The organism is uncultured Brachyspira sp., assembly GCF_944390845.1.
GTDB lineage: Bacteria > Spirochaetota > Brachyspiria > Brachyspirales > Brachyspiraceae > Brachyspira > Brachyspira pulli.
In genome coordinates this window covers 1-22542 of record NZ_CALXRM010000056.1, presented here as the reverse complement: position 1 = coordinate 22542, position 22542 = coordinate 1, and the positions used below count along the sequence as shown (strand labels likewise).

Annotated in this window: 17 protein-coding genes; 5 read left to right on the top strand and 12 right to left on the bottom strand. The window is 25.6% G+C overall.

Features of this window, described 5'->3' with window-relative positions:
- Positions 1-126: 126 nt before the first annotated feature.
- The 6 genes from Q0K52_RS10925 to Q0K52_RS10900 all read right to left on the bottom strand — a co-directional run bounded on the left by Q0K52_RS10925 (position 127) and on the right by Q0K52_RS10900 (position 9812).
- Positions 127-1545, bottom strand: coding sequence for a hypothetical protein (locus tag Q0K52_RS10925; RefSeq protein ID WP_297299333.1), 1419 nt, complete (start codon positions 1543-1545; stop codon positions 127-129).
- Between the two features lie 446 nt (positions 1546-1991).
- The gene (locus Q0K52_RS10920; protein WP_297299331.1) at positions 1992-3422 is read right to left on the bottom strand and encodes a hypothetical protein; all 1431 of its coding nucleotides are present in this window, start codon (positions 3420-3422) and stop codon (positions 1992-1994) included.
- A gap of 490 nt (positions 3423-3912) precedes the next feature.
- Positions 3913-4359, bottom strand: a complete 447-nt coding sequence (locus tag Q0K52_RS10915) for a hypothetical protein (RefSeq protein ID WP_297299330.1) — start codon at positions 4357-4359, stop codon at positions 3913-3915.
- A gap of 536 nt (positions 4360-4895) precedes the next feature.
- Positions 4896-6758 (bottom strand): ankyrin repeat domain-containing protein, encoded by a 1863-nt coding sequence (locus tag Q0K52_RS10910; protein WP_297299328.1) that lies wholly within the window; start codon positions 6756-6758, stop codon positions 4896-4898.
- Positions 6759-6843: 85 nt separating this feature from the next.
- On the bottom strand, positions 6844-8136 hold the full coding sequence (locus tag Q0K52_RS10905) for a substrate-binding domain-containing protein (protein WP_297299326.1): 1293 nt from the start codon (positions 8134-8136) through the stop codon (positions 6844-6846).
- Between the two features lie 494 nt (positions 8137-8630).
- Positions 8631-9812 carry a cation:dicarboxylase symporter family transporter gene (locus tag Q0K52_RS10900; protein ID WP_297299324.1) on the bottom strand — a complete coding sequence of 394 codons (1182 nt, stop codon included), beginning with the start codon at positions 9810-9812 and terminating at the stop codon, positions 8631-8633.
- A gap of 237 nt (positions 9813-10049) precedes the next feature.
- Between Q0K52_RS10900 and ispF the strand changes: the two genes are divergently transcribed.
- The 5 genes from ispF to rsmG all read left to right on the top strand — a co-directional run bounded on the left by ispF (position 10050) and on the right by rsmG (position 15000).
- A complete protein-coding gene (gene ispF, locus Q0K52_RS10895; RefSeq protein WP_297299322.1) occupies positions 10050-10523 on the top strand; it encodes a 2-C-methyl-D-erythritol 2,4-cyclodiphosphate synthase in 474 nt (157 codons plus the stop codon).
- 22 nt (positions 10524-10545) lie between these two features.
- Positions 10546-11562 (top strand): squalene/phytoene synthase family protein, encoded by a 1017-nt coding sequence (locus Q0K52_RS10890; protein WP_297299320.1) that lies wholly within the window; start codon positions 10546-10548, stop codon positions 11560-11562.
- 104 nt (positions 11563-11666) lie between these two features.
- The gene (locus Q0K52_RS10885) at positions 11667-13601 is read left to right on the top strand and encodes a tetratricopeptide repeat protein (RefSeq protein ID WP_297299318.1); all 1935 of its coding nucleotides are present in this window, start codon (positions 11667-11669) and stop codon (positions 13599-13601) included.
- 44 nt (positions 13602-13645) lie between these two features.
- Complete coding sequence (locus tag Q0K52_RS10880; protein ID WP_297299316.1) at positions 13646-14365, top strand: hypothetical protein; 720 nt, start codon at positions 13646-13648, stop codon at positions 14363-14365.
- A gap of 5 nt (positions 14366-14370) precedes the next feature.
- Positions 14371-15000 (top strand): 16S rRNA (guanine(527)-N(7))-methyltransferase RsmG, encoded by a 630-nt coding sequence (rsmG, locus tag Q0K52_RS10875; protein WP_297299314.1) that lies wholly within the window; start codon positions 14371-14373, stop codon positions 14998-15000.
- Here rsmG and Q0K52_RS10870 read toward each other — a convergent pair.
- The 6 genes from Q0K52_RS10870 to Q0K52_RS10845 form a co-directional block, all read right to left on the bottom strand.
- Positions 14984-16015 carry a lysylphosphatidylglycerol synthase transmembrane domain-containing protein gene (locus tag Q0K52_RS10870; RefSeq protein ID WP_297299313.1) on the bottom strand — a complete coding sequence of 344 codons (1032 nt, stop codon included), beginning with the start codon at positions 16013-16015 and terminating at the stop codon, positions 14984-14986. The two genes, rsmG and Q0K52_RS10870, sit on opposite strands and share 17 nt — an antisense overlap.
- A gap of 26 nt (positions 16016-16041) precedes the next feature.
- Complete coding sequence (locus Q0K52_RS10865) at positions 16042-17559, bottom strand: DUF5312 family protein (protein ID WP_297299311.1); 1518 nt, start codon at positions 17557-17559, stop codon at positions 16042-16044.
- Between the two features lie 98 nt (positions 17560-17657).
- The gene (locus Q0K52_RS10860) at positions 17658-18479 is read right to left on the bottom strand and encodes a tetratricopeptide repeat protein (RefSeq protein ID WP_297299310.1); all 822 of its coding nucleotides are present in this window, start codon (positions 18477-18479) and stop codon (positions 17658-17660) included.
- 74 nt (positions 18480-18553) lie between these two features.
- A complete protein-coding gene (gene tgt / locus Q0K52_RS10855; protein WP_297299308.1) occupies positions 18554-19675 on the bottom strand; it encodes a tRNA guanosine(34) transglycosylase Tgt in 1122 nt (373 codons plus the stop codon).
- A gap of 314 nt (positions 19676-19989) precedes the next feature.
- Positions 19990-21837 carry a methyl-accepting chemotaxis protein gene (locus Q0K52_RS10850; protein ID WP_297299306.1) on the bottom strand — a complete coding sequence of 616 codons (1848 nt, stop codon included), beginning with the start codon at positions 21835-21837 and terminating at the stop codon, positions 19990-19992.
- 148 nt (positions 21838-21985) lie between these two features.
- Positions 21986-22387 (bottom strand): hypothetical protein, encoded by a 402-nt coding sequence (locus tag Q0K52_RS10845; protein WP_297299304.1) that lies wholly within the window; start codon positions 22385-22387, stop codon positions 21986-21988.
- Positions 22388-22542: the final 155 nt, after the last annotated feature.

Genomic DNA, 22542 nt, shown 5'->3' with positions numbered 1-22542 from the left:
AAAAACAATTAGAAATTATATATAATTTAGCACAAAAGGAGCTTTTTTAGTTATCTAGGACAGCCCCTAAATTTTTATATTTCACTCTATACCAGCATTTTATATAAAAATTAATTATGAAATCAATTATTGCCTATCAAAAAAATTAAATAAAGAATGAGTTCTATTTAAATAATTTTTTAAATCAGCTGAAGAAATAAATATTCTATTTGCAATTTTTTCATGTGTATTTTCTAAATCATAATCCTCATCATTAAGAATTAGATTAGGGTATTCAGGCATTACTATAATTCCTGTATCTGTTAAAAGAAATATTAAATCATCTATATTGTCATAAAAATAATCAGGAACTATATACTTGGATAATAACTCTTTACTATCAGTAACTAAATCTTTTAAATAAGAACTTATACTTTTTTCTCCACTTAATTCAAATATAAAAGAATGATTTTTTACTGTAGCTTCATCTCTTCTTTCGTCTGCTTCTACAGTTCTTTTATATATACATATTAATTCATCATCATAGTATAATATATCAAAGCATCTAAAGTCTTTAAGTTTCTTATAGTATATAATACCAATTTTATCTGCATAATAGGCTTTGTTTTGGTCATAATGATGGAATTTTTCTATAATAAGTTCTTTATTTTTTAATTCTTTTTCAAGTTCCCTTCCTTTTGCTTCTTTAAAATTTTCATCAAAATTGTAAGCTCCGCTGATAGCTGAATTTATTCTTTCTTTGCCTCTAATAAAAGGATAATTGAAATTAAATAAATAATTAGTAAGCATTTTTCTTACTTCATCCATACCAAGGTAAGCTGAATGTTTGTCATTAGTAAAAGTAGTCTGTTCTACTGGAATATAAAATTCTCTTATTTCCATTTCGGGCTTTCTAATAACTTCAAAAACTCCTTCCACTTTTCCACCTTTAATATCCATAGTATATTCAATTTCTGATGTTCTTTCATAATCGAATTTACTTTTGAATTTTATCTTTAATAAAATTTCTCTATTATTTTCTTTTGAACTCCAATTATGAAATTTATGTGGTTCTTTCCAGTACGTTTCATAAGGAATATAGAATTTTAATTGATTTTCCTTTAGTCTTTCAAAATAATCCATATCATAATCACGGTAAACATTAATTTCATTATTATTTAATTCATTAGTTTCACGAATCATTAATTTATTTTCGTTATTTATAAACATTTGCCCTGTAAAAGAAGCAAAATATTCACGTGCGAAATTATCAAATTTTACTTTAATTAAATACTTTATTTTACCGCGATGTTTTCTGTACCATTCATCATAATCATTATCTTTATATTTATAGCAATTAATATATATATTATTTACTCTATCTTTCAGCATGAAAAAACTTTTTTCATATACCAATATTTTATTTTTAGCATACCATTTTTTTGCTCTATTCTCAAGCATAAAAATTACAGCTAGCAAAATGGCAGGTACTCCAAAAATAATAGGCCAGAAATAGTCACTAATAAGAAAAAGTCTTAATGGTTCAAATATACCAAATGATATCATAAATAACTCCTATTGTTGTTAATAAAAATTGTTTGCTAATAGTATCTAGCCGCCTTTGGAGAATTTACTAGATTCTCACAATTTTTATATTTAGCTTTCTAATATTTAAAAATTATAATTTATTATTACTATGCTTGCCAACACGAAGTGTACCTACTCGGTCCGCAGTATAATAACCTACTTGGTGGATTCGGCTAGCTTATTTTTGTTATGTTTGCATTTTATTATTTCTGACAATAAACTTGCTTAATATATATTAAAAATTTTTAATTTTGTTAATTTTTATATTTTATCAATTTTTACTAGGCTTCTCCAAAGTTTCTGCGATTTTGGCGGCAGGCATAGCAAAAAATGAAAACGAAAAAATTAGTATTAAATCATACTAATAAAAAATTATGGTTTATTATCATTAAAATACAAAATATAAAAATTAATTATAAAAACAATTATTGCCTATCAAAAAAATTAAATAAATAATGACTTTTATTTAGATAATTTTTTAAATGCTCTGTAGGTATAAATACTCTTTCTGCAATTTCTTCATATTCATCTGCGGAGTCATTAATATCTAGATTAGGATATTCAGGCATTACTATAATTCCTGTATCTGTTAAAAGAAATATTAATTTTCTCATATTATTATAAAAATTATCAGTAAGTTCATAATTAGATAATAATTCTTTACTATCAACAACTAAATCTCTTAAATAAGAACTTATACTTCTTTCACTATCCAATTCAAATATAAGAGAATTATTCTTTACCATAGCTTCTTTACTTTCTGCATCTGCTTCTACAGTTCTTTTGTATACGCATATTACTTCATCATCATAGTATGATATATCAAGGCATCTAAAGTCTTTAAATTTCCTATAATATATAAGACCAATATAATCTAAAGGACAGAATATATCAAAAAGAGCATTTTTATGGTTCAATTTCTCTTCAAGTTCTTTTCCTTTTTCTTGTTTGAATCTTTCATCAAAATTATAAGCTCCGCTGATAGCCATATTTATTTTTTCTTTTCCTTTAATAAAAGGATAATTGAAATTAAATAAATAATTAGTAAGCATTTTCTTTGTTTCATCAACTCCCAAACCATCATATTTGTAAGATAGTTGATCAGGAAAACTCATCTGTTCAATTGGAATATAAAATTGTTTTACTTCTATTTCAGGCTTTCTAATAACTTCAAAAACTCCTTCTATTCTTTTATTTTCAATATCCATTGTATATTCAATTTTAGATGTTCTTTCATAATCTAATTCTTTTCTGAATGTTATAGTTGAAAGTTTGTCTCTTACATCTTCTTTTGAATACCAACCCTCAAATTTAGGTTTATCATTTGGATTAAATTCATAATATTGAAAAGGGGTTTCTATTTTGTATTGTCTGTAATATAAATCCTTAAAATATTTTTTGTCATAATCATGATAAACCACCATTTCATCTATGTATAATTTACTAGTTTCACGAATAATTAATTCATCGCCGTTATTTATAAATATTTGACTTGGAAAACGGTCAAAATATTCATTTGCAAAACCATCAAATTGTCTTTTTATTCTACTTTCATCTTCTGCCCAATTGTTGTTTAATGATAGTATATCCTCCATTTTAGATTTGTTATCATTAAACCATTTGGCATAAGCATTATCTTTATATCTATAGCAATTAATATATATATTATTTACTTTATCTTTAAGCATAAAGAAATCTTTTCCATCTACTATTATTTTATTTTGAGAATACCATTTCTTGGAACGCTTCTTTATATACATAAAAATAATATAAAAAATAACAATAAAAACTATACCTAGAATAAATTTAGTATTTTCATTTTGATTTAAGAGAAAATCAAATATATTATCTGACATAATAAACTCCTATTATTGTTATGCTCGCCTCGCCTATAATAAGCTAGTGAGTTTACTCACTAGCTGGCTTCGGCTCACTTATTTTTATTGTTATGCTCGCCCACACGAAGTGTGCCTACTTGGTTCGCCTATAATAAGCTAGTGAGTTTACTCACTAGCTGGCTTCGGCTCACTTATTTTTATTGTTATGTTCGTCCACACTAAGTGTGCCTACTTGGTTGGCTTAATATTAACTAGCGAGTAAACTAACTAGCTGGATTCGGCTAACTTGTTTAATTGCTATGTTCTATTTTATTGTTACTAGTAATAAACTCGCTTAATATTAGCTGGCAACTGCTAGTTTATTGCTTTAAAAATTATTTTTTATTGTTGTATTTGCTTTTTGTATAAATCTATTATTAAAAAACTAATAAATCAATAAAAATTTAAAAATACGATTTTTCATTAACCTTCTTATCGTATCTAATTATAATTTTATTCACTTAAAATATTATTTTCCTAATTTACGAAGACTAATTGAGTTAACTTGCTGTGTTCCATCATAAACAGATAGTTCAAGTGCTTCATTAGTAAATTTAAATTCTAAGTGAGCATCGTTTGCAGATACAGTTTTATAATGATTATCAGCTACTTTTGATAATTTACTATTTCCTATATCTCCTTTGATAGCTCTGTCACTTTCCATTACAATATCTACGCACTTTTTTACAACTTCTATTGTAGATTCATCATTAGGATAGTTAATTTCTATACCATCATAACCTACAATTATAAGAAGCGATTTCATATATGTTTCATCAGCTGACATAAAATATTGACCGTATAGGTCTTCAGGTATACTTGTGTTTTTTTCTGTTTTTTTAGAACATGAAATATTAATGAATAAAAAACTTGAAATTAATAAAAAGAATGAAAATTTTAAAATTCTACCTTTCATATCATATAACCTCCTATGGTATAGTATTATATGAAAAAACAGAATTATGTCAATACATACGTAATTTTTAAAATTTACTCGTTTTTTATTTTTGTTCATTAAGAAAAATGGTATTAAATCATACTAAAAATAATATATACCTAAATGACTATATTTATCAAAAAATAAATTTATATTTTTGTTTTTATATCTGGGGCTTTGCCCACCGCTCTGCGTGCTTCCGCAACACCCCACTTCTTTTGCGACCGAAGGAAGTGCCTGCGACCATAGGAAGTCCTTTAGGGTGGTATTGCCACAAAGAAGCTATATCCTCGACAAGCTCGGATACGCTTCGCGAAAGGCTATATTTTAACTTAAATGTAATAAATTATTTTACATGTAAGACAATTTTAGTATGATTTAGTACTAATTTTATACTTGCACTTTCGCGAAGCGTGCCTACGGCAGCAACTTTGACGAAGTCCGCAGAGCGTATGTGGTGGGAAAAAGAACAATAAAAAATTGACAAAGTTAAAAATTTTCAGTATATATAAAAATTAATCAAATAAATAAGACAAATAATGATCTTTGTTAATATTATATTTTATATCATCTAAAGGAATAAAGATTTTTTTATGTCCTTTATCTTTCATCAATATAATACCAGCTTCTGTTATAAGGAAAAGTACATTATCTATATTCTTATAAAAATTAGAATTATATTTTTTTAATATCTCATCAGCATTATTAACAAAATCTTTCAAATAAGGACTTATTAATTTTTCATTATCTAAATCAATTATGAGCGATATATTATTTACTGTAAGATTATTATCAGAGTCTATTTTAGAAAATCTTTTGTATACGCATATTGTTTTATCATCAAAATAAACTATATTATCAGCATTATAAAAATCTTTAAGTTTATCATAGTATTTAGTTTTAATATCATTAAATTGAACATTATCATGTTTCTTTAAAATATCTTCGACATTTATCTTCAATTCGTTTTTTTTCTCAGAATACGATTTATTATCTCCATTTATATATGAATTAATTTTATCATTGTTTTTTATATTGAAATGATATAGATCAAAAAAATAATTAAGAATATCTATAAAACGATTAGATTTTGCAGACTTACTAAATAGTAATTTAGAATATTCTACATTAATATCAGGATTTCTATTTACTTCAAAAACTCCATTTATAATTTTAGAATCAGATACTTCCACAATATAGTTAATTTCATTTTTATCACTATTTATAAAATCATAAAGAGAACAATCAAATTTTATAATGGCTTTTTCATTTCTTTCTATAATAAGATCATGCCAGCTAAAATATTCTTTGTCATTTTTTTTATTATCATTAGAATCATAAATAACAACATAATTATCCATAAAATTACTGACTATATTATAATATCCTTTTAGCTTATCATTATTTGTAAATATATTTCCAAAAAAACCCTGCATTGCAGATACTAGTCCGCCATAATAAACATAACAGTAAATATACATATTATTTACTTTATCTTTAAAAGTTATAAACATTGAGTTCTCTTCATAAATACTAGGAATATATCTTCTTTTATATACATAAATAAGAGAAGAAAATAAAGCAATCATAATAGCTATAAGAATTAAATATTTACCAAATACCAATTTAAAATAATATAAAAAATTATCAGTTTTAGCTCCGTTTAAAACCAATGTAGCTGCTATATCTTCATTGCCTTTATCAAGTGCTATTTCAAGCCCTTTATCTAAATCCATTTTAAATTTATTTCCAAAGAATAAAAATTTGTTTTTTAATAACCTTTTTAACATAGGCTCATTTTCTTGATTAACTGCCAACAAAAACTCATCATTTACATCATCATTGTTTTTATAATGTTTCAAAATAATTTCAACAACATCATAAGCATAATCATCTACAGCACTGTAAAGGGCCGTTTTACCATTAATAGATTTTTGATAAACATCAGCATTATTTTCAAGTAAGAACTCTACTATATCAGGTTTGCCATTATATTTTGAATAAGTATAAAGCAAAGTATATCCGTCATATACTCCATTTATATCATATTTCTGTATAAACTTCTTAACAGCTTCTAAATCCCCATAACCTTCTGCGGCATTTTGATATTCATATTCTAAACTATCTATTTCTATAACATTATATTTTTTATAAAATTCTATTTTTTCTTTTAATACTTTTTCTGCTGCCTCTTTAAACAAGTTTTCAATATATTCTTTAGGGTCTTTTGCCATTTCTTTTAATTCATCTTCATTTGTAAACATTTGATCAAAAAGATTTTTATAGTAATTAGTATCATATTCCTCTGAGTATAGAAAGAAAGATGTAAATATTAAGAAAATAAAAGACACAATTATTCTGCATATATTTTTAATCATAAACTCTCCTAAACTATACTAAACCTTGAAACAAGAATTCATATATTATATTATAAATATTTATACGTCAAGAAGGTATAAAAAATTAATTATTTATAGGTGTATATCCAGTAGTACTAATTAAATACTGTCCGTCTTTTGACAATATAAAATCTATTAATTTTTGAACATTAGGATTTTCTTCCAAAGCTCTTTTAGTTGTTATGGCATAAAAATCATTAGCTAATTTGTATGTTCCATTTTTTATATTTTCTCTGTTTGGCTCTATATTATCAATAGATATAGTCTTTATTTCATTATTTTTAACCATTTCTGTTGCATAAAATAAGAATGAATAACCTATAGCATTTTTTCTATTTCTATACTCACTTACTACATCTATTACCTCAAGCATTCCGCCTATTGATGTTTCTGTATCAGGTGCCATTATATCATTCTCTGCATTCATTGAAGCCATAAATCTTATAAATGCACTTTGACTTCCGCTGTATTTATTTCTCTGATAGGCTTTTATTTTCATGTTATCTCCGCCTAATATTTTCCAATTATTTATTTTTCCAGTATATATGTCTTTTATATTTTCTTTTGAAAGATTATTTATTTTATTTTTAGAGTTTACAAAAAATACAAATGCCTCTTTTCCTATTGGTGTTAATATAAGTTCTCTATTATTTGTTCTAGCTTCTTCTATTTCTTCATCTGAAGGTGCCGCACAAAATATTAAATCAACCTCATCATAAATAAGATTAATATAAGCATCATGTGTTTTAGAACATAAAACATAAGCTGTATCATAGCTGCTGTTTGTTGCTCTGCCGTAATTAGTTTTTATTATTCCATCAGCATTAGTTTCTATATACTTACTAAATGGTATGTGTTCTAAAAACATATTAGTATATTCATTATTTGTAACTGTAATTTCATAAACTGCATTTGCAAATGATGAATAAAGAGGAAATAATGCAGTAGCTCCGTCTAATCTTGGAAAATTATTTGTTATTGTTAAACTTGATTCATTTGTGAGTTTTGCTATTTTTGAATTGGTATCATTTCTAATATCATCAAAAGGATAATATAAATAAAGTCCTATATCATTACTAACTCTTGTAATTTTATTTTCATAATTATTATATAGAATGACAGAAAATATACTTATAAACAGCACTATTGCAGTAGATGAAAATATTATAATAAATCTTCTATAATTCTTTTTTATAAATAGTAAAATAGAATTTACTATAAAAATAATAGAAGCTATAATTATAATATAGGCAATATTCTGTTTAAAAAGCAGCATTATCAAAGAAATTAAAATTGATAAAATAGAAATTGGTATTAAAATAATTGCTAATATATTTATTAATTTTTTTATATTCATAAGTTTCTCTTATAATAATTTTTGAGAATAATATCATAAAACTAATTATACATCAACAGGGTATACAAAATACAATAATTTTCTTTTTTGTTTTATTTTAAATCCCACCCTCTAGGCTTTTTAAACTTATATCATATTTTTATACTATTTTCTTTTTTATTTTAACCTGTAATAATAACACCCACCCTATATTTTTTTTAATTTAAAATATCTTAACCGCACGCAGAACAGCACTATAAATATAAATGAATTAATAATAACATACAAATTATATAATAAATTTTGTTCACCGTGCGTTGAATAGATTAACAATTTAATAAAAACTTGGGCGGGCAATACTATTTCTAATTTTAGCTATAAAAAAATAATAATTAAAATTTAATATTTAAATAATGAAGAAAAAGGGTGGGCAAATGTAATTAAAGCTATAATAAAAAAGGACAGCTCTTTTAAAGAACTATCCTTTTTTTTATTCTCATTTTAATTTAATAAAATCAAGCAGCATCTTTTTTTATTTTAGTTTGATAGAACCAATCAACAAATACAGCTATAGCATTGTCACCGGATACATTAGCAGCAGTACCGAATGAGTCCTGAGTTAAGTATAAAGCAATCATTAATCCTTGTAATTCTTCTCCTGTTATTCCAATCATATAGAAGAAAGGCAAAGCACTCATAACAGCACCGCCAGGAGCACCAGGAGCAGCAACCATAGCTATTCCCAACATAAGTAGGAAAGGAAGTATAGAACTGTAAGTAGGATTTTGTCCTAAAATTAATATAACAGCAGTAGAACAGCAAGTTAATGTAATCATAGAACCTGCTAAGTGTATAGTAGCACAAAGAGGTATTACAAATTTTCTTATTTGTTCAGATACTCCATTTTTCTCTGCTGCTATCAAACTAATAGGAATTGTTGCAGCACTGCTTTGAGTACCTACAGCAGTCAAATAAGGAGGTATTTGGTTTTTAATAAGCATTAAAGGAGATTTCTTTCCTATAACACCAGCTATTATAAATAAAGCTGTTATATAAAGTAAGTGAAGAATTATAACAACAGCAAATACTTTAGCAAATATTATAAGTATATGCTGTATGCTTCCTGCATAAGCTAAATTAGCAAATGTTCCTAAAATATGCAAAGGCAATATAGGAATGATTATATTTTTTAATATAGCTTGAATAACTTCTTCAGAGTCTTTTACTATAGAAAATAATTCAGCACCTTGTCCTTTAGGTCTTAACATTGTTATACCTATTCCCAAGATGAATGCAAATATTACAGCTGAGGTAACATCAAATAATGGTTTAAGAGGTATAGTAAAATAGCTTTCTAAACCAGATTCAATTTTTACACTGCTTAAACTTGCAGAACCTAATAAAGTAGGGAAAAGATTAGAAGCTACCAAAAACGCGATACTTCCTGCTACTAATGTAGAAAGATATGATACTATCACTGTAACACCTATCAACTTAGGAGCTCCTTCTGTCAAATTAGCTATACCATAACCAATAAATGTAACTACCATTAATGGTATTATAAAGTTTAAAAATAAACTAAATATTGCACTTATAGTTACAAATATTCTTACTACTGGACCTGGAAGGAACATTCCAACTAATATACCTAAAATTATACCTATAATAATTCTAGGTAAAAGACCTATTTTTTTCATTTGTCTTGCTCCATTTAATATTTTCTATGTATAGTATTATATAAATTTCTGATACGTATTCAATATATATATGTAGAATTTGTTACTTTTTTATATACAGCTAATAATCATATATAATATTATACTACAAATCATACAAGTATAAAAAATACATAGTAATACTACATATAAAATAGTTTGACAAATTAATCTATTTTAGTATAATTTAAACATAAATTAATAAAGGAAAAATATATAATGAGAATAGGTTACGGTTATGATTCACATGTATTTACAGAAAATCGTAAACTAATATTAGCAGGCATTGAAATTCCTTATGAATTAGGTCTTAAAGGTCATTCCGATGCTGATGTTGTAATTCATGCAATAATAGACTCTATATTTGGAGCATTAGCACTTGGAGATATAGGAAGCCATTTCCCAGACAATGATAATAAATACAAAGATATATCATCTGTTGTTTTATTAGAAGAAACTGTTTCTATAATGAAAGAAAAAAAATACAGTATCGGGAATATAGATGTCACTATAATACTTGAAAAGCCAAAATTGAGAAATTATATAGATTCTATGAGAGAAAAACTATCTAAAATTTTATCAACAAATATAGAAAATATATCAATAAAAGCTAAAACAAATGAAAAAATGGACGCTGTAGGAAAAGGCGAAGGAATAGCGGTTCATTGTGTATGTTTGTTAAAAAATAATTAATAAAGTGTTAGGAAAATAATATATGGCAACAAAAATTAATACAAAATATTTATTAGACCTTGTTTCAAGAAGCTTTGCTTTAACAATACCATTACTAGATAAAAATAAAAAAAGTAAAGTAGAAGTACAATATTTATTAGCTAGAATAATAGATACTATAGAAGATTCTAATCATACTAAAGAAGATAAAGAAACATTAATAACTGGATTTATAAATATATTAAAAACAGAAAATACTGATAATTTAGAAAATTTTAAAAAAATAGTTATAGAAAACACAATAAATGAAAATGATAAAGTATTAATAGAAAATATAAATGTAGTATTAAAATCCTTTTACACTTTCAAACAGGAAATAAAGAATATATCAATTTCATATTTAAGAGAAATGGGATATGGAATGATATATTATCAAGATCACCCAATAACAACTTTTGAAGATTTAGATGATTATTGTTATTATGTTGCCGGAACTGTGGGAGTTTATCTTACAGAATTAGCTAAAATGCTTGATAATTTAGAATTAGATAAAGAAAAAGCAAAAAGTTTAGGAAGATTCCTACAAAAAGTAAATATTATAAAAGATGCTAAAATAGATTATAAAGAAAAAAGATTTTTCTGGCCTGTTACTTTATTTGACAATGAAAATCCTGCTCCATACTTTGAAGACGGTGCATATATGGACAAAGCTATGGAAGTATTAAGTCAAATGATTGAATCAGCTATGAATGAGTTCAGAAATTCAATAGAATATATAATGACTATAGAGAAAAAAGCTATAGGTTATAGACATTTCTGTTTAGTTGCTACCCTAATGGGATATAAAAATTTAAAACTTATGAAAAATAATTATAATATATTTATGGGTGAAACTGTAAAAATACCTAGAAAAAATACTTTAGAAATAGTAACAAAAGTAAAAGCTGATTTCTACACTAATAAAAAACTTGAGGATTTATTAGAAAAGGCGTTTGCTAAAGAACCAGAAGCACCTGCTAAAGAGCCTGAAGCTGCTTCAACAAAAGAAAATGATAACTAAATATTCTTTATAATAACATATATTTCACAATATTTTGTATTGATATAAATACCGATATATATTAAAATTATGTAAACTAAAAAATATCCGGAGTTGTGAATAGTATGTTTATAAGAAAACTCAGCATTGTATTGTTAATATTTATTATTAGTATATCTAATATATTTGCAGAAACTAACAAAGAAGAAGAAAAAAATGTATATGAAGGTGCTCAATATATAAAAAATGAAGAAGAAGCTAAAGCAGCTTATACATTGGCATTATACTATAAAGAAAGAGCATTAGCATCTAAAACAGTTACTCAAGAAACTATAAAAGATTTAGAAAGTGCCAAAGTTATACTTTTAGAAGTACTCAAATACGTTCAAAATAAAGATATATATATTTCATTAGCAGAAACTTATGAAGCATTGGGAGAATATTATCAAAGTTCTAAAATTTATGATAATTTAGTTTTTGATGATCCTGAAGATATAGAAATATTAGTAAAAGCAGCTGAAAGAAATATTTTTGTAATAAATAATATCAGCAAAGCAAGATACTATTTAGAAACAGCTTATGAATTGGATCAAACTTACAGCGATACTTTAATATTATTAGGTTTTACTTATTATCAGCAAAAAGACTTTGAAAAAGCTATATATTATTTCTCTAAAGTAAATCCAAATAATAAAGCAAGTAATAATTATATGGAATATTATAATTTTTATTATGGTATGAGCGAATTTTATTTAAGCAGATTTGAAAATACTATAAACAGGCTAAAAAAACTTCAAAATGTACAATTATCCCCAGTAGACAGTTATAGTGCCGCTTATGGTATAGTAAAAAGTTATCAAGCATTAGAAAAATATAATGAAGCTTATTCAAATAGTGTATTAATTGATGATGCTACATATTTAAGTGCTTATTTAAGTTTTATGGCAAATGAATATAGTGAAGAATTATTCTCTCAAATAAATACTTCAGCTCCAAGCACACCTAAAATTCTATCAATAATAGAAGAAGCAAAAGATTCAGGATACAGCAATGCTTTAAATATAATTGAATTAGATTTAGAAAGAAAAGAAATAGATTTAGATATAATACAAGCATACTATAAAATGATAGCTGAAACAGGAAGCAAAGATGACAAAATAAATTCAGAAATGGATATTATATCATTCTATTTTATGATAAATAATATAGATGCCCTACCTCAGCATATAGATAATTTAATAAGTTATGATAATAGCGGAAAATTCAATAGTTTATATTTACAGGCAGCATTAGAGTTTAAAAATCAAGGAAACTATACAAAATCAAAAGAAATGATAGAAAAATATTTATCTTTAAACAATAAAGATGTAAAAGAAAATGAATTGGTATCATTAGTATTAACAGCAAGCGATTTAGGTGAAAAAGACTTAGCTATAAAAGCTATAGAATTATATGAAAAAGAAAAATATTCTTACAGCTATTTAAAAGCTTATGCTTCTTTACTTTGTAATGATACAAATAATGTTAATAAATATTTAGATGAAGACTTTGAATATTTCTCTAATAATAAATCAAATACAAATGATTATAGAATAAATATACCTTATGTAACAGCATTGGCAGCTGATAATAAATCTTCTGCTTTACTCTATGCTAATTATAAATATAATCAGGATACAAATTCAGCAGAAAATATTAATAGTTTATCTTGGGCATTAGTATCATTAGGAGAAGATTTAGATAAAGCTATAAACCTATCACAAAATGCGGTTAAATTAGAACCTAATTCAGCTCATTATATAGACACTCTTGGTGTTGGATACTTTAAAAAAGGCGATTACGATAATGCTTTAAAAACTTTACTTAAAGCAGCATTATATGTAGACGATAGTTCCAAGGCTGAAATTTATGCTCATATAGCAGATGCCTATTATGCTAAAAATGATTATAAAAATGCTCTTAAATATTACAGAAAATCAATATGCTCATATCAAAAAGAATTTGATTACGATGAAGAAAGAATAAAAGAAAAAATAAAAAGTTTAACAGAAAATAACTAAATAGGTTTTATATTAACATCTAACTTTACAGAGGTTTATATTAAATGAAAAAGAATAATATTATTGTATTAACTATATTTTTATTAATAGCACAATTAGTATACGGACAAAATGAAAAAGAAGTAATGAAAGAAGCATTTAGTAAATTTTCTAAATCTCCATTCACTTCAATATACTCATCAGGCGGAGCTTTTTACAGCGGAGACGATTTAGATCAAATGCCTATGCTTGTTAATTACTACAGAAATAATAACACTAAATATATGAATGTTGTTGACGGGCTTTTAGGAAGTTTAATAATGGATGCTAAAGTAAATAATAATGAACTTACTCTAGTACTTCCGGAACAAGAAACTCCTTTAAAAAGAAATTTTGATGAGTTTGCATTAGAAGCTCCTATTATGCGTTTCCCTAAAGTTTATGCTGATATATTAGACTATAAATTTATAGACTTATCAAAAAAAATTGTAAGCAGCAATATAACATTAGGAAAAAATTGGCATACATTAAAAATAGGATATGTTGACAGAGTTGATACTATAGTTTTCTCAGCAAGTACATACAGAGTAAGAACATTCTCTACTGCATTTATGGATAATGTTGTAGATATACAATTAGGCTCTTATACAACTGTTAATAATATGCCATATCCTCAAGAATTTATAATGAAAAGTAAAATAGATAAAAGGGAAATACGTTATAATATTACAAATGTATCTGCCGGAGATAAAGCAAAACAAGATGCTAAAAAATTAGGTTGGTAATATAAATGCTTAATTATGATTCTATATTGGATTATATTTATAATACAACAAATATAAAAATCACAGAAGAAAATAAACAAAAACTATTGGATTATGCTTCCCTTGTAATAGAATACAATAAAAATGTTAATATTACGGGGGCAAAAACAATAGAAGATTTTTTTAATGATCATATTATAGATTGTCTTCTTGCTTTGAATATATTTCAAAATAATGACAATATAATAGATATTGGATGCGGAGCAGGACTTCCTTCTATACCTCTTGCTATAATATACAATAATAAAAAATTTACTCTTTGTGAATCAAAAAATAAAAAATGTGAATTCTTAAGATTAGCAAAGGATAAATTAAAATTAAATAATATAGAAATAAAATGCATGAATGTTTATGAAATAAAAGAAAAATATGATACCATCACATCAAGAGCATTTTCAGATATTGCTACATTATTTAAAATATTTAATAAATTAAAAAAGAAAAATTCTAAATTATTATTATATAAAGGCAAAATAGAAAAAATAGAAGAAGAATTAAAAGAAGCCAATATACAAAAAAACAAATATAATATAGAAATAAAAAAATTACCAAATGAAGATAAAGAACGACATATAGTAATTATTTCTGTTCTGTAGAAGCATCATTATTATTTTCTGTACTATTATCACCTTTTGTAGCAGTTTTTAAATCTATACCTAACATAAATAAGAATATAAATCCAATAATTACTATAGGTACAATTCCCATCATATGATAAACTAAAGCATAAGGGAATGCTATAGTTTTATCTACTCCTATCAAAGAAAGGCCAAATACTATAGCCCATTCAAAAGGTCCTATTCCCGAAGGTGCTGAAGGTACAGCAAAACCAAATCCTCCAACAGCAAACATAAATAATGCTATCATTGGAGAAGCCTTAATATCAAAAGCAATCAATAAAGTACCTATAGTAAGAATCTGACCTATAAGATAAAGAATAGTATAGAAAAATATTAAAAATATATGTTTAGGATCATTTTTAAATCCAATACCATCTATAAAATTACAAGAAAATAAAATGAGTTTATCACCAATACTTTTAGGCAATATTCCAAAAACTTTATAAAAAACCTTATGGGCAAATTCTCTCTGCCATACCAAAAATATTAATACACCAAAACCAACTATAGATAAAACAAATAAAGCAATAGCAGCATAAGTAACTGTTTTAGGTAAATTAGGTATAAATATTACAGAAAGACACAATATAACACCTCCTGTTATAACATCGAATAATCTCTCAGTAACAACAGAAGCTATTAATGCTGATTTACTTACATCTTCTTTAATTCCCAAAATATAAGCACGAGCAACCTCTCCAAGTTTAGCAGGAAGTATATTATTAGCCATATAGCCAATATATGTTGCCATCACCACAGTTCTTTTTTTAATCGGCTTTTTTAATGGAATAAAACATTCCCATCTCAAACCTCTTAAAGCTATTATAGCAACAGATAATACTAAAGAAATAACAAAATATTTAATATCAATATTTTTTACTATTTCTATAGATTCTTTTATATCTATGCCTCTAAATGCAAAATATAAACATACTACACTTATTATAACACCTACAACAACTTGTATAATGGTTTTATGTGTTTTATTCATTAAAAATTATTTCCTATTTTATAAAATTATCTAACAAAATTTTTCATCAAAGCAATAAAATTATCAAAATCATCTAACATCTTTCTAGCTATATCTAAATTAAATTTCTGTAAATACTGAATTTTATTAGCATTAGTGATTTCTAATTTAGTACCATTAGAACAATCTTCAAGAATATTTTTAACTATTGTAGTTAAATCTATTACAGCATTATAAACGCTTAAAACTATTTTATTACCTTCATCATCTATTTTACTTACCATACCTTCTATTAAATCTCTATTGGCATTGGCTTTATTTTTAGATACCATCCAAGTTTTAAGACGTTTTACATTTTCAGATTCAGGAGTTAATGTTGTATCAAATTTTTGAATAATATCTCTTGAATCATTCAATGTATAGAAAGCATCTAAGCCTAATGAATTTCTATCTTTATGAACAAATTCTGCCCCTAAAAACATATCATTAAGCGGATCTTTATAATCCATATCAAATATTTCTATGATAAATGTTTTTATATATTGTAAAGGTTCTACACAAGTAAATGTTTGACAATCAAATTTTTCTAATTGCTCATTTTTTTCTTCATTAACATAAGACATTTTCAATATTTCTATACCGCTAAACATCTTATTACGCATTCCAGCAATTTTACTGCTTTTTATATCAGCAACAATACTATCCATATCTTTTTTAAGATTATTAGTAAAATCTGTAATATAGTTTACAAATATATTAACATTAGACGGACTAACAGTACATTTATATGTAAAATCTTTAAGTAAATAAACTATAATATCATGCAAAAGACTTGGAGTTTGTAAATATTTAATTCTAGCCAAGAAATATTTTATATTTTTTTCAGGTATAGGAGGCATTCCTAAATACTGCTGAAAAACATTTAATGCCGATAAAAGCTCTTTTCTTATCATTATACCATTAACAGCATAATCTAATTTTACCAAGTCATCAACTATTTGTATATTAGAGCTAGGTTTAAATTGAGGGTTTGAATTATAAGCACCATCTACAAATGCCGGACAAAAAGCTCTCAAAAATAAGAAAAAGTCAAAATTAGATAATTGAGCAAAATCTTTAAGCAAATTAAATGTTAAATTAATTTCCTTACCATTTTCACCGCTTATAAATTTTTTAAACTTCACAAAATTGTTTTTTACTTCACTAAATACAGCATTAGGATTCTTACCTTCCTGTATTTTAGCCATCATATAATCTCTATTTAATGTAGAATATAATTCTTTAATTTCATTGCTGAAAGAAACTTCTATAAGATAATATGAAAATTGTTTACCATCTTTAACTACAAATTCTTCTTTTAAAGGTGCAAGTAATGGCCCTATCACTTTATACATTTCAAATACAAATTTAGCACAAGTAGGTGTTAAAGCTTTAGTTTTCAAATCTACAAAATTATACTTCTGTTTGGATATTCTATCAGAATATTCCTCCATACGCATTTTTTCTACTAATTCTGGAGTTCTAATGTTAAATAAATTGTACTTAATATAATCAAAAAAATTCACTGTTACGACACCCCATTTTCATTTTTTAGGTTTAATATAATATACTAAATCAAGTAATATTTAAAGGTTTTTAAAAAATTTTTTATTTCTATAAAATATTATTCCCCTAAAGAAGCCAAAGCTTTTTTAGCGTCTTCATAATTATTATCAATTTCTAAAGCCTTTTTAAAATTTTCAATTGCTGATTTCTTATTGCCTATCAAAGCATTCATTGAACCTATATTATAATATATAAGCTTATCATTAGAATCAACTTCCAAGGCTTTTTCTAAATATCTTATAGCCATCTTATTACTATTTTTCTTTTTATAACAAGATGCTATATTACATAATACATAAGGATTATGTCCTTCATAATTTGCATTTACTTCATGAAATAGAGAAAGAGCTTTATCATAATCTTTATTGTGATGATATATACAGCCAAGCAAATTAACTATATCATTAGTAGGCTTTGCAGTATAAGCCCAATTGGCATATTCCAAAGATATATCATATTCGCCCCATATATAACTTTCAAAAGCTAAATAAGAACATCTTTTATAATCTTTAGCTCTTATCTTAATATCCCTAGATAATGCTAATGCTTTTTCTAAATAATCTCTTCTATTTTCTTTATCCATAATAGCCATATATTCATATATAAAGGAATTTTCTTTTCCATTTGCTAAAAGCTTATTAAAATAGCCTAAAGCTTTAGAATATTCATTACGGTTCATAAATAGAAACCCCATCATATACAATGCTTCCGGATAATCAGAATCATTTGATAAAATAAAATTATAATAATTTTCAGCATCTTCAAATCTTGATTCCTTAAGGGCTATTCTAGCCAAAATAGCCAATGTATAAGAATCATTAGGTTTCTCTGATAGAATAGAGTTATATTTTTCTAAAAGTTTAGCATATTTACCAGTCATAAAATAAACCTGCTTAATTATTTTTATTTGTATTATATAATATTTAGTTATATAAGTAAAACAAATACCAATAATTATTCATAAAATTTTAACATCATATCTTTCCTATAATCGGCAAAAGTATCATTTTCAATAGAATTTCTTAAATCTCTCATAAATCTTTGCATAAATCTAACATTATGTATTGTCATAAGAGTAGAAAATAATATTTCATGAACTTTATCCAAATGATTAAGATATGCTTTAGAGAAATTTCTACAAGTATAACAATCACATTCATTCTCAAGAACTGTATCATCTGTTCTATACTTAGAATTTCTTATTCTTATTATACCATTCATAGTGAAAGCCTCTCCATTTCTAGCATTTCTGGTAGGCATAACACAGTCAAACATATCAATACCTTCCATAACGCCATTAAGTATATCTCTAGGCTCACTTACCCCCATTAAATAACGAGGCTTTTGTTTATTAGTATAAAGCATAACTTTAGAAAGCACTTCATGCATTTTTTCAGGAGTCTCTCCTACAGAAAGACCACCTATAGAATAGAAAGGAAAATCCATATTAACCAAAGTTTCAGCACTCTCTTTCCTTAAATCATCAAACATTCCGCCTTGTATTATACCGCCCAAATACTGATATTCGCTATTAGGAGTACTATCATGATACTCTTTACATTCTTTTGCCCATTTATGCGTTCTTAACATGGCTTCTTTAGCATATTCATAAGTAGCATCATGCTTAGAACATTCATCAAGACACATTATAAAATCAGCACCTATAATATGTTCTGCTTCCATTACACTTCTAGGTGTAAAGAAATATTTTGAACCATCTATATGAGAACTAAATTCCACTCCTTCATCATTGATTTTTCTCAATTTAGCAAGTGAAAATACTTGGAAACCGCCTGAATCTGTAAGTATAGCACCTTTCCAACCCATAAATTTCTTAACGCCGCCGAATATTTTTAATATATCCAAACCAGGTTTTAATACCAAATGATAAGTATTAGCAAGTATTATTTTACTTTCTGTTTCCTCTATCATTGCAGGAGTCAATGCTTTAACACTAGCTTTAGTACCAACAGGCATAAAAACTGGAGTATCTATTTCTATACCATTTATATTTATTTTACCAAGTCTTGCCGATGTTTGTGAACTTTGTTTTAACACATTAAAAGAAAATGACATATTATTCCTTTACCCTAAATATTTAGTACTATTTTATATAAAAATCAATAAATATCAAATTTTTTATCAATAAAAAAGAATATAAAAATTGCTAAAAAATAAAAATAATATTTTTATTCATACCAACACTTAATAATATTGTTAATACAGAATATTTTATTATATAAAAATACAATAAAATGTTATAAGAAAAAAACACAATATTGATTTAATGTTACTAATATATAAATATTTTGCCTATAAACTAATAAATTCTACACTATATAAAAATAGCATAGAATTTATTAATATATTATATTTTTTATTTACTAAAATTATCTGCTTCCGTCTGGAAGTTGGAATACATGTATAGCTGCCATTAATTCTTCAGACTGAGCAAATAACAATTCAGCCGAAGCAGTAGCTTCTTCTACTAAAGCAGCGTTTTTCTGAGTTGTAGCATCCATTTCATTTACTGCTATCTTAATCTGATCTATTCCATTTTGCTGTTCAACGGCACTATTACTTATACCTTCCATAATTCTTGAAGCATCTTCTATTTTGTTTTGAATTTCAATGAATATTTCTTGAGATTCTCTAGCTGTTCCTGTAGCTTTATCTATCTTTTCATAAACATTTTCTATCAAATCAGTAATGCTTTTTACAGAAGTTTGAGTAGTTTGAGCTAGATTTCTAACTTCGCTTGCTACTACAGCAAAACCTTTACCCTGTTCTCCTGCACGTGCCGCCTCAACTGAAGCATTAAGAGCAAGAATATTAGTTTGGAATGCTATATCTTCAATGATTTTTGTAATATCTTTAATTTTAGAGCTAGCTTCATGAACTTCTTCTATGTTAGAAGTTGTTTCAGATATAATATCTCCGGCATTTTCTACTGAAGTTTTTGATGCTAATATCATTTTGCTTCCGTTTATAGAATTATCTGCTGAATCTTTTATAGTAGCTGAAATTTGAGTCATAGAAGCTGAAGTTTCCTCAATGCTTGCAGCCTGACTTTCTGTTCTATGTGCCAAATCAGTATTTTGTTCTGATAATTCTTTTGCCGCCATAGTAATGTTATTAGCTGATTCTGCAACAACTCTTATAGTTTCTACAAGTTTTATTCTCATAGCAACAAATGCATTTGATAACTCTCCAAGTTCATCTTTACGTTTAATTTTTTGTTTTGTAGTTCTTAAATCACCATCTGCTATTTCTTTAGCAAGTCCTACTAATATATTTAATGGTTTTGTTATAGAACGTATAAATGCTGAAATAAATACTGATATTACAATAATTGCAATCAAAGATATGATAATCATCATTCTCATAAGAGCTACATTTGCTTCATAAATCTCTGACTCTGTTGCTGAGACACCTAAAACCCAAGGCATAGTTTCTAATGTTGTATATGAAGCTACCCTTTTACTGCCTTCAAATTCATAACTTAATATACCGCTTTTTTGTTTGAAAGCTTCAGCATATTCCTTAGGAGCATTATTATTAATATTTTTTAAATTACTGTGTATTTTTATAATAATATTTTTATCTATTGCAAACATATTACCTGTTTTACCTATAACAAGAGGTTCTATATGATTCTTATTAAGAGTAGACCAGTTTAATATTACATATAAATAACCAATTACATTACCAACACTGTTATTAACTTTTTCTAATAATATTAATGACCAACCGCCTGTAGTTAAAGAATGAGTAATATTATCTCCAAATACACCTTTATTATTTGAAGTTATCTTATTTTTCAAGTCCGGGTGTATATTAAACATATTTTGTCCAACTAAATCATTATTATCTGAATCAACTAAAACAGTTCCATTAGCATCAGATAAACCTATATTAATAGCATATTCATTCAATGATCTGAATTTTTTAAGGTTATTTAATGCAATGACTCTTGTATCTTCTGTTCTTTCTGCAACATATCTAATTAATTCTTCAGAAGTGCTGTATATACCTGCTATAGTTAATTGATCTTTAAACCAAGTATCAATAAGCGAAGCATATCCCATAACTGTATTATTATAGCCTGTATAAGTTGCATTTTTTATACTGTCAGAAGCCTTAATTTCAGCTATTAAAATCAAGACAATAATAAAAAAGGTAACCATAGAAATAATGAAGAGCGGCATTTTTACCCTTAGACTTTGAAACTTTCTCATAAAAAACATTCTCCGAGTTGTAAAATCTACATTTTATATATAATTTATATATTTTTTTCTAAAAGTGTTATACTTTTTTACATTAGTATAAAAATAAACATCAAAAAGTGTACATTTTTTATTACAAAAATAACTATAAAAAGTAACATTATCTGTTAGAATACACTTTTTTTATATACTCATACGGAAGTATTGCGTTTTTATCGGTATAAAAAAAATTTCCTATAGAAGCTACTTCTGATGAATATATAGTAATTTCATTCAATAAATTTTTATTTGTTGAATAAATATTTATATCATAACCAAGCTGTTTTTTTCCTAATTTAAATATCACCCTATTTAATGATATGCTATTTAAACTTTTTATTATAAAATCTATATCATTAGTATCAGTTACAGATATAAAATCATTTCCATAATTTATATCTATTTTTGATACACTTTCAGGATAACATTTAATACCATTAATAGGAACTTTGTACCATAAAACAGCTATAATAATAATTAATAGCGGTATAAATCCAATAATTTTTTTTAATTTATCTTTCATTTTTTAACTTTTATATTTTAAGATTAAGATTATAACATATAAAAAATTATTTATCAAATAATAAATTCATATTATTAGTGTTTAAGAGCCATAGATATTGCACACTTTTAGTTTAAAAAAAGATGGTATTCCTTATAATTTATAATTGCTACAAA

Excerpts from the sequence above, each read along its gene's own strand:
- Q0K52_RS10925 (WP_297299333.1), bottom strand. The coding sequence starts at position 1,545 with ATGATATCATTTGGTATATTTGAACCATTAAGACTTTTTCTTATTAGT.
- Q0K52_RS10920 (WP_297299331.1), bottom strand. The coding sequence starts at position 3,422 with ATGTCAGATAATATATTTGATTTTCTCTTAAATCAAAATGAAAATACT.
- Q0K52_RS10915 (WP_297299330.1), bottom strand. The coding sequence starts at position 4,359 with ATGAAAGGTAGAATTTTAAAATTTTCATTCTTTTTATTAATTTCAAGT.
- Q0K52_RS10910 (WP_297299328.1), bottom strand. The coding sequence starts at position 6,758 with ATGATTAAAAATATATGCAGAATAATTGTGTCTTTTATTTTCTTAATA.
- Q0K52_RS10905 (WP_297299326.1), bottom strand. The coding sequence starts at position 8,136 with ATGAATATAAAAAAATTAATAAATATATTAGCAATTATTTTAATACCA.
- Q0K52_RS10900 (WP_297299324.1), bottom strand. The coding sequence starts at position 9,812 with ATGAAAAAAATAGGTCTTTTACCTAGAATTATTATAGGTATAATTTTA.
- ispF (WP_297299322.1), top strand. The coding sequence starts at position 10,050 with ATGAGAATAGGTTACGGTTATGATTCACATGTATTTACAGAAAATCGT.
- Q0K52_RS10890 (WP_297299320.1), top strand. The coding sequence starts at position 10,546 with ATGGCAACAAAAATTAATACAAAATATTTATTAGACCTTGTTTCAAGA.
- Q0K52_RS10885 (WP_297299318.1), top strand. The coding sequence starts at position 11,667 with ATGTTTATAAGAAAACTCAGCATTGTATTGTTAATATTTATTATTAGT.
- Q0K52_RS10880 (WP_297299316.1), top strand. The coding sequence starts at position 13,646 with ATGAAAAAGAATAATATTATTGTATTAACTATATTTTTATTAATAGCA.
- rsmG (WP_297299314.1), top strand. The coding sequence starts at position 14,371 with ATGCTTAATTATGATTCTATATTGGATTATATTTATAATACAACAAAT.
- Q0K52_RS10870 (WP_297299313.1), bottom strand. The coding sequence starts at position 16,015 with ATGAATAAAACACATAAAACCATTATACAAGTTGTTGTAGGTGTTATA.
- Q0K52_RS10860 (WP_297299310.1), bottom strand. The coding sequence starts at position 18,479 with ATGACTGGTAAATATGCTAAACTTTTAGAAAAATATAACTCTATTCTA.
- tgt (WP_297299308.1), bottom strand. The coding sequence starts at position 19,675 with ATGTCATTTTCTTTTAATGTGTTAAAACAAAGTTCACAAACATCGGCA.
- Q0K52_RS10850 (WP_297299306.1), bottom strand. The coding sequence starts at position 21,837 with ATGAGAAAGTTTCAAAGTCTAAGGGTAAAAATGCCGCTCTTCATTATT.
- Q0K52_RS10845 (WP_297299304.1), bottom strand. The coding sequence starts at position 22,387 with ATGAAAGATAAATTAAAAAAAATTATTGGATTTATACCGCTATTAATT.